General features: G+C 44.0%; 15 protein-coding genes. 7 read left to right on the forward strand and 8 right to left on the reverse strand.

Going from position 1 to position 12,009, the window contains the following annotated elements; translation table 11 throughout:
* Positions 1–214 precede the first annotated feature (214 nt).
* Both QUB70_RS02080 and QUB70_RS02085 read left to right on the forward strand, forming a co-directional pair.
* Positions 215–1,048, forward strand: coding sequence for an inositol monophosphatase family protein (locus tag QUB70_RS02080; protein ID WP_332978079.1), 834 nt, complete (start codon positions 215–217; stop codon positions 1,046–1,048).
* Positions 1,049–1,193: 145 nt separating this feature from the next.
* Positions 1,194–1,367: a hypothetical protein gene (locus QUB70_RS02085; RefSeq protein ID WP_332978080.1), complete on the forward strand. Its 174-nt coding sequence runs from the start codon at positions 1,194–1,196 to the stop codon at positions 1,365–1,367.
* A gap of 52 nt (positions 1,368–1,419) precedes the next feature.
* On the opposite strand, the gene QUB70_RS02090 is transcribed toward QUB70_RS02085, so the two are convergent.
* Entirely contained in the window at positions 1,420–1,989 is a 570-nt protein-coding gene (locus QUB70_RS02090) for a PIN domain-containing protein (RefSeq protein ID WP_332978081.1), read from the reverse strand.
* Between the two features lie 3 nt (positions 1,990–1,992).
* Positions 1,993–2,463, reverse strand: coding sequence for an excisionase family DNA-binding protein (locus QUB70_RS02095; RefSeq protein ID WP_332978082.1), 471 nt, complete (start codon positions 2,461–2,463; stop codon positions 1,993–1,995).
* A gap of 90 nt (positions 2,464–2,553) precedes the next feature.
* Between QUB70_RS02095 and QUB70_RS02100 the strand changes: the two genes are divergently transcribed.
* A complete protein-coding gene (locus QUB70_RS02100) occupies positions 2,554–3,177 on the forward strand; it encodes a hypothetical protein (RefSeq protein WP_332978083.1) in 624 nt (207 codons plus the stop codon).
* Between the two features lie 78 nt (positions 3,178–3,255).
* Here QUB70_RS02100 and QUB70_RS02105 read toward each other — a convergent pair whose 3' ends face one another.
* The 6 genes from QUB70_RS02105 to QUB70_RS02130 form a co-directional block, all read right to left on the reverse strand.
* Positions 3,256–3,837, reverse strand: coding sequence for an NADPH-dependent FMN reductase (locus tag QUB70_RS02105; RefSeq protein WP_332978084.1), 582 nt, complete (start codon positions 3,835–3,837; stop codon positions 3,256–3,258).
* A 338-nt stretch (positions 3,838–4,175) separates the two neighbouring features.
* Positions 4,176–4,811, reverse strand: a complete 636-nt coding sequence (locus QUB70_RS02110) for a retron system putative HNH endonuclease (RefSeq protein WP_332978085.1) — start codon at positions 4,809–4,811, stop codon at positions 4,176–4,178.
* On the reverse strand, positions 4,808–6,061 hold the full coding sequence (locus QUB70_RS02115; RefSeq protein WP_332978086.1) for an AAA family ATPase: 1,254 nt from the start codon (positions 6,059–6,061) through the stop codon (positions 4,808–4,810). Before QUB70_RS02115 ends, QUB70_RS02110 begins: the two co-directional genes overlap by 4 nt.
* 175 nt (positions 6,062–6,236) lie before the next feature.
* Positions 6,237–7,112 (reverse strand): ChaN family lipoprotein, encoded by an 876-nt coding sequence (locus tag QUB70_RS02120; RefSeq protein WP_332978087.1) that lies wholly within the window; start codon positions 7,110–7,112, stop codon positions 6,237–6,239.
* A gap of 742 nt (positions 7,113–7,854) precedes the next feature.
* On the reverse strand, positions 7,855–8,217 hold the full coding sequence (locus QUB70_RS02125; RefSeq protein WP_332978088.1) for a cupin domain-containing protein: 363 nt from the start codon (positions 8,215–8,217) through the stop codon (positions 7,855–7,857).
* A 95-nt stretch (positions 8,218–8,312) separates the two neighbouring features.
* Positions 8,313–8,588: a hypothetical protein gene (locus tag QUB70_RS02130; protein WP_332978096.1), complete on the reverse strand. Its 276-nt coding sequence runs from the start codon at positions 8,586–8,588 to the stop codon at positions 8,313–8,315.
* 285 nt (positions 8,589–8,873) lie between these two features.
* On the opposite strand from QUB70_RS02130, the gene QUB70_RS02135 reads away from it, so the two are divergent.
* From QUB70_RS02135 to QUB70_RS02150, 4 genes are all read left to right on the forward strand, one after another.
* Positions 8,874–9,512 carry a peroxiredoxin gene (locus QUB70_RS02135; RefSeq protein ID WP_332978089.1) on the forward strand — a complete coding sequence of 213 codons (639 nt, stop codon included), beginning with the start codon at positions 8,874–8,876 and terminating at the stop codon, positions 9,510–9,512.
* A 248-nt stretch (positions 9,513–9,760) separates the two neighbouring features.
* Positions 9,761–10,345 carry a Uma2 family endonuclease gene (locus QUB70_RS02140; protein ID WP_332978090.1) on the forward strand — a complete coding sequence of 195 codons (585 nt, stop codon included), beginning with the start codon at positions 9,761–9,763 and terminating at the stop codon, positions 10,343–10,345.
* Between the two features lie 65 nt (positions 10,346–10,410).
* Complete coding sequence (locus tag QUB70_RS02145) at positions 10,411–11,385, forward strand: cysteine synthase A (RefSeq protein WP_332978091.1); 975 nt, start codon at positions 10,411–10,413, stop codon at positions 11,383–11,385.
* 252 nt (positions 11,386–11,637) lie between these two features.
* Positions 11,638–11,937: a (2Fe-2S) ferredoxin domain-containing protein gene (locus tag QUB70_RS02150; protein ID WP_332978092.1), complete on the forward strand. Its 300-nt coding sequence runs from the start codon at positions 11,638–11,640 to the stop codon at positions 11,935–11,937.
* The last annotated feature ends 72 nt before the right edge of the window (positions 11,938–12,009 follow it).

The following is a 12,009-nucleotide window of genomic DNA, read 5'->3' on the forward strand; positions in this document are numbered from 1 at the left end:
GAGAAGAAGACCGGGCGGTTGAAACCGCGTCTATACAGACAAAACCCGCCTCCGCGGGTTGAAGAAAGTTATCTTCAGTCCGCGGAGGCGGACTTCGTTTTTGTAGACGCGGTTTCAACCGCCGTCTTCGTTTTTGTAGACCTGGTTTCAACCGCCGTCTTCGTTTTTGTAGACCTGGTTTCAACCGCCGTCTTATCGTACCAACAAAATACAAATGAAAGATTTTTGGGATTCTATTTTAACTTTTTCTCAGACTACTGTCAACACAATTGGGCAGCAGTTTTTGAAAGATTTCGGTTCTGCACAAGCGGATGAGAAGGATGATGGGAGTTTGGTTACGCAGTCTGATAATTGGGCGGATGCGGAGATTAGAAGTGCGATCGTATCTAGTTTTCCCAGTCACGGAATTTTGAGCGAGGAAGGAGAACACGTTTTCCCAGGTACTGAATGGTGTTGGGTTGTCGATCCTCTGGATGCTACAACTAATTTTGCGCGGGGAATTCCGATTTGGGGAATTTCTTTGGGTTTATTGTATCGCGGAACTCCGGTTTTTGGCTGCGTGCATTTGCCACCGGTGAATCAATTTTTTCACGGTTTTTATGCAGGGGATTTGGTGGGTGACAATGTATTGACAAATATGCCTCAAGGTGCGTTTTTAAACGGTCGGCCGATTAGTCCGACTGCTGATAAAATGAGCGGAAATCATATTTTTAATTTGTGTTCCCGGAGTGTGGGAATCGGGCCTCATCTTCCGAGTAAAATTCGGATGTTGGGTATGGCTAGTTACAATTTTTTGACGGTGGCTTCGGGTGCGGCTATGGGAGGGGTGGAAGCGACTCCGAAAATTTGGGATATAGCCGGGAGTTGGGTAATTGTGAAGGCTGCGGGTGCGGTTTGGCTGCCGCTGGAATCCCAGGCGATTTTTCCGCTGGAAGTGGGGAAGAATTACGGCAGGATTTCTTATCCGACTTTGGTGATGAACCGGCAGGAGTTGGTGTCGGTGTTTTTGCCGTTTGTTGAGGCTTGGAAGAAGAAAAAAATGGGGTGATACTATTTTCGATTTTCGATTTTTGATTTTCGATTAAGGAATTACTAATTCTCTAAGGGTTTGAATCTAATCTACAGTTTCATTCTTTTTGGGAACTGGTATAATTTGCGATCGCACAAATCGCACAATTATTAAATAAAACTGCATGGCAGGCGTGACGGAGGAGTCTCCCGCGCCTGCCGTGCGGTTTGGAAGAAATATACCGACCGATGACCGATGGTTTAAGTATGCCTACTCTTGTCTATTTCTGCCAATCTGCGATCGGGTGGTTTTGTTTTACGTCGATCGGGTGATGCGGTGCTGGTACAATTTGTGGTAATTTTTCTACTAGCTATTATCTCTATAAAATAAATTTTAAATAAGCGATCGGGCTAATCAGCATAGCACAATTCTCGCATTCGAGTTGCTGACAGCGGCAGTCCCAATTCTACCAGCGTTTCCAAATACTCGTCAGGCGTTTTTGGCGGATTCTTGAGCCTGATTCTTTGTTTTTCCGCTGCTTGGCATACACCTTGCCAATTGAAGTTGAGCAAGCGCAGGATAAACCGATCTGGGTGCAGCGGTTCAATATTATATTGTCTGAGTTTGTCAGCAGGAAAATCTCTGAGATTGAAAGTAACGATAAAATCCGCGCTAGAAAGAATTGCTGCTGCTAGAACATGGCGATCGCCCGGATCGGGAAGTTCCAAATCTTGTATAATTGTTTCATAGCCTTGCACTAAACAATTCTTAATGCTGGCATTCATCATATTTTTGGTTCTGGTAAGTCGTTCTGATGTAAGATTTGGATTGTTCAGAAGCACGTTTCTTATCCATTCTTCGTGAATCTCTTCTGTCCACCTCGGTTCAAATACCTCACCAACTCCTAGTTCCATCAACAAATCGCGGAGTGCGGCTGAATATAACACATTAGCATCGCAGACAACTTTGACAATTTTCATGAGTTAGTCGTACAAACCGAGTGCTTCTGATTCTGCCACAAGTTCGTCAAGGATTTTACTTCTTTTGTCATAATCCTGCTTTTTATATTTCATGACATCTTCGTAACGAATCCGACGGCAGCTTTGTACCATTTTATAAGGAATTTCGCCATCATCTAGTAACTGCCACACATACTCGCGGTCAACATTCAGTATTGTAGCAACCTGCCAGATATCGAGTTCCTTAGTAAGCGGAATCAGCTTGACAGTATTGCCGCTACTTGTTTGTTGCAAAATCGCCAACAGCAGAGGTAATGCAGCGGCAGGTATATCAATTGTTTTGCCCTCTTTTTCGTTTAATATCAATTTGAGGGATTCGCCAGACGGATGATTTTGCAAGTGCGACTCTAAAGCGCGGCTGCTGATTTTTGCAACCGCTGCTTCTTCGGCTGTCGGTAAAACAGGTGCTGAATTTGGGTCTCCGGTGAATGTCATGTTAATTTGGGGGTGAGTATAACAGGCAATCAATTATAATTGTAGCAATTTGAGAATGCGATCGCCAAAATCGAGCAAGGAGGTTAACCTGTGGCATACAGGGACTTTACAACTTTAGCGAAAGTTAGAGAATCTTTTAATTTAACCGTAGAAGAACCTTTAGATTTGTTTGGTGATATCCCAGAGGTACAGCCAAGTTCCTATTTGCAAACTACTTTCAATGAAAACCTGTCTTTAGCTACTGCAATTAATACAAAAAAGGCTCGCGCTGAGTTAATTATTGCTCCAATATTATTGGAAGTCAGGCGGCAATTTAATTTTCAAGTTGGTTTTTTCTCTGGTTCAGAATTCAATGTAGATGTAGAAGCGGGCTTAAACGGGTATTGCGATTATATTCTCACTGCATCGAAGGATTCCTATGAAATTCGCGCCCCGGTAATTACTCTCACAGAGGCTAAAAATGAAAGTATTAAATCCGGTTTAGGTCAGTGTATTGCAGAAATGGTAGCCGCCCAATTATTTAATCAGCGCAGCGGAGAGCAAATTGAAAGCATTTATGGGGCTGTTACTACGGGTACTGATTGGAAGTTTCTTAAATTGAGTAACAGCACAATTTTCATTGACAAGCGAGACTTTTTTATTAATGAAATTAGTCGGATATTGGGCATTTTAACAATGCCGTTTCAAGGCTTTTATTCTATGGATCGCACTTGATGCAAACAGCAAAATAACAGATACTAGGATTAGGGACACAACATTGCTGTGTCCCTACTGCAAAATCAATTTATTGCCTCATGCGATTAATTTCGACAGCACATTAGACAACTTAGCACCGAGATTCTCAACAGAGTCCTGCTGTTTGGGATCTTTCATCGTACCGTCAGCATTAAATGCTTCAAAAGCTTGGGGAATTGCTTTCTGATCCGGCAGTACCAATACGTTAATATTCCCCAAGATCGATCGCAAATGCACTAATCCCCGCAAACCGCCCATTCCCCCTGGGGAAGCACTCATAATTACCGCTACTTTGCCAGTAAATGCCACCAATCCCGGTTCACCCGGTGCTGGGCGCGATACCCAGTCGATCGCATTTTTCAACACAGGCGTAATTGAACTGTTATACTCGGGGGAAGCTATCAAAAACCCGTCATGCGCTACCATCAATTCCTTCAATTTGCGGGCATTTTCTGGCATTCCCTCTTTTGCTTCCAAATCTTCGTCAAATAGCGGCATCGGCAAATCGCGCAAATCTACATAAGTAACTTCTGCACCCGCCGCAGTAGCCCCAGCCGCCGCAACTTTTACCAGCAGTTTGTTGTAGGATGCTTCGCGGGTACTTCCGGCAAATGCGAGAATTTTTGGTCTATTGTTCACGGTATTTCCTGATATTTTGACAAGATCATCTTGACATTTCCAAGCTAAATTTTAGCAAAGGAAGGCGATCGCTGTCTCTTTCCTTAATATATATTAGTTAAATAAATTGTCACCAATAAAAAACCGGGCAGGCGTGACTGAGGAGTCTCCCACACCGGGCGCGCGGTTTGTAGTAAATATAACCGACCGATGAGCGATATGTAAACTGTGCCTTGGTGCATCGAGTTTCTGCAATCTGCGATCGGGCGATTTAATTTTGTGCGAGCGCGTGATGCGGCGCGTGCCGAATTTGTATTAAGTCCGATGGTCTATCGCGCAATCTTTTGGTAACATTAAACTTAAGAAACACCAAAATAATTTTTTAGAAAATAGAAAACTGCATTACAAAAAGGCTGGTATCGCCCTTGTGCATTCATTTGTTGACAAACTTGAGCTAATAATTCGGCCTCTTGCTGTGTCATGATTCCTTGTAATGCTTCAAGTGCTTGAATTCGTCCCTGCATTAAGTCATAATGATTGAGTCCCAAAACTTCAATGGTTGTTTGAGCATCTTTTTGATGAGCTAAATTATTTGCAGTTGGCAGTATCTCACCAGTGCTAGAGTAATTAAAAAATTCTTCACAGTTGGCTTGTAGTGGCGAAACCCCGATCGCAAGATTCTGCTTCTTATTGCCACAATACTCTGGCCAATCTGGATCTCTGCCACAAGAAGCTAGCATATTTGTGTAATCAACAGATAATTCTGAATCAGTCTTGCTCTGAGGGGCTAGATGTTCAATATGGCTATTACTTTGCTCAACTTTCTTACAGCAGTAGCAGCAAATATAGCCTTGTTCACTTAGCAAAGAAATGTGTACCGCTGCTTTCTCAGGGTTGGAAAGATACTTGTAATCATAGTTGACACCGAGAGACTTTTGTGTAGCCTTCCAGTCGGAAAAATTTTGAGGTTCTTTCCCCTTTTGAATATATTTCATTTATTGAGAATTTCCTTGCGTTGAATTAGCCAATCTGCTCTCACAAATTCAGGATCTTCTTCTCCCATTCTGTGTGCTAATTCTTGGCGCAATTGCCGTGCATTTCCGAGTTCGCCCTTGTCTATCAAGCCAAACAATTCACGTAAATCTTCCTTAATTTGCTGCGGACGTTCTGGAGTTCCCATAAGCGTTTCTAGAATCCGATTGCTATCTTTCCCAAAGGATGGTACTCGATCGATCGCAATTCCTTCCGATGTTGACCTCAAAAGATGAACCCATTTGAGATCGCTGATTACCTGTGGCGAATGAGTCGTAATTATAAACTGGCAATTTGGGAATGTTTTTTTCAGGTTCGGAATAATCGCCCGTTGCCATTTTGGGTGCAAGTGGAGCTCAATCTCGTCAATCAAAACAACGCCGGAACCCTCAAGCGGATTGCAATCTGGATTCGGATTTGCGATCGCCAAACGCCTTGCTAAATCTCCTGCTAGTGCTAACAAGCATTTTTCACCATCGGATAGTTGATTGACGATCAGTTCATCGCCTTGTTTGTCCACAGTCATTCGCAAAGGCGATCGCCTAACCCGTAAATTTGACCAGCCGTCTAGTAATTTAGCGATCGCATATCTGACTGCTTCTAGTTCGCGATCGCGATACTCATTAGTATTATTTAGTCGTTCTTCGTTTTCTAAATCTTCCCGATCTCTAAACCATTCAAAAAAGCGCCTAAAATCGATCTGCCCTCCCGTGAGAACCTCATCATAAGCAGTTATCTGCTCAAACGAATGTTTCGTCCTAATCTTCAAAGGAATATCAAGTACGGCACGGTTAGTTGGGTAGTAAACAGCCAGAGGCAAGGCTGCATAAGAATTAGCATCTAACTGACTGTGTATGCGATCGACAACTCTTTTTAAATCCCCAAGGTTGCTGCTAGTATCCTTGCTTCGCCCTTTACTGGCCTTGGTTAAAGACCATACCACTTCCGGCCAGTCATTAATTGAAATTGTAATTTCGTTGTGAGTTTCTTTGCATCCTTTTTTGATATCATCTTCCTTGAAAGAACGTCCAGAACTATTGGGATTTTGAATTCGCTTTGTCAGCCAGGAGAGAAGAATAGCCAAACACTCAAGTATGCTGGACTTCCCCACACCGTTAATACCGATGAACACAGTCGGCTCATCGGTATCAAACTCAAGGGTCAAATCGCTGATGCCTCGGAATGAGTTCATTTTTAGACGCTTGACTTTCACGATTTGGTTATCCCTCTGGCTTAGTGGGTTATATTTTTGAGATCGTATCAAATCAATAGACCTCTTGCAAAAATAACTAGGACGGGCAAGATGCCCATCCCACAAATTTTTTTTTCTTGTGGAATGGGCATCTTGCCCGTTCCAGAATTTGATTAAAAGGATTTTTGCAAGAGGTCTAATGCTGCCAAACAAAGTCAGCAATGGATCTATCTGCGGACAAAGGAAGATTTTCACTGGAATTGAATAAGACCGATCGCACTTTTACATTCCCGACACCCAAACGCCTCTCGACGCGACTGGGAATGCCGTAACCGTAAATAATGTGTCCTTTCCCCGCCAACACCACAACTTGATAGTCGGGGTTTGCTTTGACAAATTGGGCGATTTTTTCCGCCATAGTTTCGTCCCACAAAACTTGGGCTTGCAAAAATCTTTCAAAACCCGTACTATTTCCCTGTTCAGCCTTTTGGTGTTGCTGGTAAACTTCTAGCAGCAGTTGGCGATATTCGGCGTTGTCGGTGCGAATTTCGGATATTGGGGGAATGTGCTTTTTTTCCTCGGCTGTGAGGCTTTCTAAACCTTGAGTGGCAACTTTTCTCGTTACTTCGGAGGGTGTATTTAAGGCGAGGACAGGTAGTTGATTTAATGCGGCAAACCGCAAAATGGGGGCGTAAGATTCCCAGGGAAAACGCCATCTGCGATCGTACTCTGTTTGCTCGACTAATTGCTCTTCGGTCAGTTTACCTGCTAAGTAGTTGTCGATCGCGCTTTGAAACGGACGCTGAAACATTTCCATCGCGATCGCAATTTTCCGATTTTGCCGCTGCATTTCTCGGATAATCTTCAGTTGAGCTTGGTGGTCTGCCGCGCTATCGTGGGTTTCTCCCAGATACACGACTTTTGCCTTCAGCAACTGTTGCAGAATCTCTTGGTTAGTGTAAGTCTGCCCAGGTTGAGGGTTCGCCGTCGTTTGCGCTGTCACTGCACTGCTGCACAGCAGAAATATACTGAGCGATAAGGCGCACAGTTTGATGAGTTTGGTTGTTTTCATACACACATTATGCCGTTTCTCGCAGCAGCAAGCACTGCCGAACTCTACTATTTTAGCTGAGCAGCTAGAAAGCTCAATGCTTAATTTAACTTCATAATTAGTCGTAATTATCTATATCCATAGAGGAGTGTCTTCCCTCTTCCCTCTTCCCTCTTCCTTCTTCCTTCTTCCTTCTTTTGTAAAGTTTAGTTGCAGGTACTTGCGCTTCTAGAAGAAGGTGCTAAATTAATAATATGAAGCGAACAAAAAGCTTCTCCGACAGATACAACATCTAGATACCACAGCGAAGTTCACAATAGAATCTAAGGAGTAAAACGCTGTTTATTCTCACATCTGTCTCATCAAAAACCAATAGCAGCACCCACCAACAAAGCTGATACTTCCTCAACTAATTAGAGGGGAGCAATGCAACTGAATCCGAGGATTATTGCAACTCCGCATCGAAGTTTAAAAAAGAGGAAATCACTCGGTACATATGGCTGGGTGCTGTTGTTGTTAAAGTTGTTGTTAAAATAGATTTTCGGTTGGTGATGTTTTTTCAGTAGACCTCTTGCAAAAATAATTAGGACGGGCAAGATGCCCATCCCACAAGATTTATTTTTTCTTGTGGGATGAACATCTTGCCCGTCCCATCAATTGATGAAAAGGATTTTTTGCAAGAGGTCTAGTAGAGGCAGAGCCTCTAGAGACGCGTTACCGGGCAGAGCCTGTTAACGAGTACAAAAGGATAAAAACTAGAAAATTACTGGAAAATTGTCTCGTCTTCCTTTCGCCACGCGGGATCGACGATACAAATAAATATTAGCGGCTCCGTGCCGCAGTTGTAAATAAACTGCTTGGCGTTTGGGGGAATGTAAACTGCATCTCCGGCTTCCACGAATTGATTTTCGCCATCGATGTGCATTTCTCCAACGCCGCTGAGGATGTAGTAAACTTCAGAAGTTGTCAGGGAGTGCAGCGCAGAAGTTTGTCCCGCTGGCAAAGTGGCATGGGCTAAACTGTAACGCAAATCCACAGCTTGTTTGTCTGGATGCAGCAATTCTCGCAGTTGAGTACCGTCGCCAGCAATAAACTCCTCGCAGGCATTTAGCTTTTGAATTAGCATTCTTTCCACACTCCTGAAAATCTCTTTACCACAACTTAAGTTTAATTGAAAGAGCCAGAAATGTTAAGAAATATGTAAAGCGGCGACCGGATTTTTTAACCGTAAATTCCCGAATGCGATCGATAATCAGGACAGTCGATCGCATCTTCAGATAAAGCTATAGTAGGCTGAACGGGACACTTGAGGTGGTAGTCGCCGGTGAAAAATACGCAGTTAGCACAAGGGATTTGGTGCATCCGCTGAGCTCGGCGCAGGGAGTCGGCGACTGCACGCCCGATACTCGAAAAGAGCAAAAAAACTAAACCCCAGGCGGAGACAAAACACAGCGGGACTAAAACAGGCTGTATTGCCTTAAGCAAAAAGTAAAGCATAGGAAGAAAATTTAGCGGTAAGCTGTTCGACATTTAAACCACTAACGAGGCCTGTAGGGTGCGTCAGCTAGAACACTTACTAAGCAAGGGAAACAAGATAGGGCTGACGCACCCTACAATACTATTTTAAATGCTCCACAGCTTAGAAGCCGCACATACATTACATTAGTGGAATTGGCGGGCGATCGACCAAAAAGTTGAGAATCATGTAAAGCTCGATCGAGAAACCGGACAATTATGGCATGATAAGGAACAGTCCTTAAATAAAATTAGAGGAAATCAGTTATGACTCTGCGATTAGGCGATACAGTTCCCAACTTTACCCAAGCTTCCTCCAAAGGGGAAATCAATTTCTACGACTGGGCTGGGGATAGCTGGGTCGTGTTGTTTTCCCACCCGAAAGACTATACTCCAGTGTGTACCACAGAACTCGGTGCAGTGGCCCGTCTCAAGTCTGAATTTGAAAAGCGGGGCGTCAAAACCATTGCCCTCAGCGTCGATGATGTGGATTCTCACATGGGCTGGATTAAAGATATTGAGGAAACTCAAAATGTCACCCTCAATTATCCGATTTTAGCAGATGGCGATCGTAAAGTCTCCGACATTTACGACATGATCCATCCCAACTCGCTGAACAACTTAACAATCCGCACAGTTTTTGTGATTGACCCGCAAAAAAAATTGCGTTTGAGCATTACTTATCCGGCGAGCACTGGTCGGAATTTTAATGAGATTTTGCGGGTAATTGATTCCTTGCAACTTACTGACAAATACAGCGTTGCGACTCCGGTTGATTGGAAAGACGGCGACGATTGCGTAATCGTCCCTTCGATTACCGACCCCGCAGAGTTAGCAGAGAAATTTCCCAAAGGTTATACGCCGATTAAGCCTTATTTGCGGATGACTCCTCAGCCGAACAAATAGGTTTAATTTACCACTAGGTTTGTAGTCAGGACTTTAGTCCTTCCCTCTTTTTTATGAGGACTGAAGTCCTCACTACAAACACAGAAATTATTAGGAATTACGCATGGGGCCCAGAAACCGGGTTTTTTTACGAAAATACTTGGTTATAGCCCGCAGATTCGATAAAAAACCCGGTTTCTTCCATCGCGCCGCGCGTAAGTCCTGATTATGCAATTTTGTTTGAGAATTGAGATTTGAGGAAAGGCAAAATGCTGTCATCTCCGATCGTACTGCGAATGCCGCCAGAGTTGCAAATGACAGAGGACGAGTTTTTCGACTTCTGTCAAATCAATCGCAACTTGCGAATTGAACGCAACCAGCGAGGAGAAATACTATTGTTGACTCTTGTTGGCGGAATCAGCAGCAACCGCAATGCTATTTTAACTGGAGAATTGGGCATTTGGACAGAGGAAGACGGAACTGGCGTTGGCTTTGCTTCTTGTACGGGATTTACTTTATCGATCGGCTCCGTGCGATCGCCTGACGCTTCTTGGATTAAACTAGAAAGGTGGAATGCTTTATCAAAAGCACAGCAAGAAAAATTTGCCCCAATTTGCCCTGACTTTGTAGTTGAACTCAGACCGGATTTTGAGGACTTAGAGCCGCTACAAGAAAAAATGCAAGAATATATGAGAGAACCCGGAGTGCAGTTAGGCTGGTTAATTGACCGCAAAAATTGCCGAGTTTACATTTACCGTCCCGGTTTGCCAGATGAATGTTTGGAGAATCCCGCGACAGTCAGCGGCGACCCCGTTTTGCCGGGATTCGTACTCAATATGAGCAAGATTTGGTAGAACTGCTAGCAATAAATATCAACTTCTTGTAAAAATTAATAATAGGATGCAAACACGCAAAAAATATGGATATTAAAAACGGCTTTGTAGGCACAATCGGCAACACACCACTAATTCGCTTAAACAGCTTCAGCGATGAAACCGGCTGCGAAATTCTCGGCAAAGCAGAGTTTCTCAATCCCGGCGGTTCCGTTAAAGATAGGGCCGCTTTATACATCATCAAAGATGCAGAAGAAAAAGGCTTGCTGAAACCGGGCGGCACCGTTGTTGAAGGCACTGCTGGCAATACTGGCATCGGTTTGGCACACATTTGCAACGCTAAAGGTTACAAATGTTTGATTGTGATTCCCGATAACCAATCTCAAGAAAAAATCGATGCTTTGAAAACCTTGGGCGCTGAAGTTCGGACTGTTCCCGCTGTTCCTTACAAAGACCCGAATAATTATGTCAAATTGTCGGGAAGATTGGCTGCGGAAATGGAGAATGCTGTCTGGGCAAATCAGTTTGACAATTTAGCCAATCGCCGAGCTCATTACGAGACAACGGGCCCGGAAATTTGGGAACAAACTAACGGGAAAATTGATGCTTGGGTAACAGCTACCGGTACTGGCGGCACTTTTGCTGGGGTAGGAATGTTTTTGAAAGAAAAAAATCCTGCTGTTAAAATTGTCTTGGCAGACCCGAGGGGCAGCGGGCTTTACAGTTATTTCAAAACTGGGGAAATTAAGACGGAAGGTAGTTCGATTACTGAGGGAATTGGCACCAGCCGCATCACTGCAAATATGGAGAATGCCCCGGTAGATGACGCAATTCAAATTGACGATACTGAAGCTGTCCGGGTGATTTACCAACTGCTGAGGAAAGAAGGGCTGTTTATGGGCGGTTCTGTGGGGATTAATGTGGGGGCGGCGGTGGCTTTAGCGAAGCAAATGGGGCCCGGACATACGATTGTTACGGTACTCTGCGACGGCGGGGCTCGGTATCAGTCGCGTTTGTTCGATCGACAATGGTTGGCCTCAAAAGGTTTATCATCGGATTAACCGTAGGGTGCGCTGAAGTCTTAAGCTATCCCGCATCTAAATTGTATTTTTAGGGCGGGCGTTCCGCCCACCCCACAATAATTTGAGGAATTCAAAGCGATTGAATGCAATTCAAGTTTAATGCTTTGTGGGATGGGCTTCTAGCCCGTCCAAAGTTTTTAACGACTTTCCTACAATTTGGGCATATATGGCCGCACCTATTCCCATGATAAAAAAATAGCATATATGTAGCATAATGTCAAGTAAAAAAACATGAAAATCAAAGAATCTTCTAGGCAAGTTCTTGTTTGCCAAAACCGCACTTGTCGCAAAGAAAATTCAGCAAAGGTACTGGCAGCTTTTGAGAAATTGTCGCCCTCAGAAGTTGAAGTTGTTGCTAGCAGTTGTTTGGGGCAGTGCGGCAACGGGCCGATGGTGTTGGTGCTGCCAGAAGAGGTTTGGTACAGCGGTGTTTGCCAGGAGGAAGTTGCGACAATAGCTGAGCAACATTTGGGGGGAGGAAAGTCGGTGGAGAGGATGCTTTACCGCAAGTTTCACCGACTTTCTCATTAGACCTCTTGCAAAAATAATTAGGACGGGCAAGATGCCCATCCCACAAGAAAAAATAACTCTTGTGGGATGGGC

Origin of the sequence: Microcoleus sp. A003_D6 (assembly GCF_036702825.1) — a bacterium.
Taxonomy (GTDB): domain Bacteria; phylum Cyanobacteriota; class Cyanobacteriia; order Cyanobacteriales; family Microcoleaceae; genus Microcoleus.

Coding starts and splice junctions, on each gene's coding strand:
- QUB70_RS02140 (WP_332978090.1), top strand. CDS start 9,761: ATGCTGTCATCTCCGATCGTACTGCGAATGCCGCCAGAGTTGCAAATG.
- QUB70_RS02110 (WP_332978085.1), bottom strand. CDS start 4,811: ATGAAATATATTCAAAAGGGGAAAGAACCTCAAAATTTTTCCGACTGG.
- QUB70_RS02125 (WP_332978088.1), bottom strand. CDS start 8,217: ATGCTAATTCAAAAGCTAAATGCCTGCGAGGAGTTTATTGCTGGCGAC.
- QUB70_RS02150 (WP_332978092.1), top strand. CDS start 11,638: ATGAAAATCAAAGAATCTTCTAGGCAAGTTCTTGTTTGCCAAAACCGC.
- QUB70_RS02085 (WP_332978080.1), top strand. CDS start 1,194: ATGGCAGGCGTGACGGAGGAGTCTCCCGCGCCTGCCGTGCGGTTTGGA.
- QUB70_RS02090 (WP_332978081.1), bottom strand. CDS start 1,989: ATGAAAATTGTCAAAGTTGTCTGCGATGCTAATGTGTTATATTCAGCC.
- QUB70_RS02120 (WP_332978087.1), bottom strand. CDS start 7,112: ATGAAAACAACCAAACTCATCAAACTGTGCGCCTTATCGCTCAGTATA.
- QUB70_RS02130 (WP_332978096.1), bottom strand. CDS start 8,588: ATGCTTTACTTTTTGCTTAAGGCAATACAGCCTGTTTTAGTCCCGCTG.
- QUB70_RS02145 (WP_332978091.1), top strand. CDS start 10,411: ATGGATATTAAAAACGGCTTTGTAGGCACAATCGGCAACACACCACTA.
- QUB70_RS02080 (WP_332978079.1), top strand. CDS start 215: ATGAAAGATTTTTGGGATTCTATTTTAACTTTTTCTCAGACTACTGTC.
- QUB70_RS02135 (WP_332978089.1), top strand. CDS start 8,874: ATGACTCTGCGATTAGGCGATACAGTTCCCAACTTTACCCAAGCTTCC.
- QUB70_RS02095 (WP_332978082.1), bottom strand. CDS start 2,463: ATGACATTCACCGGAGACCCAAATTCAGCACCTGTTTTACCGACAGCC.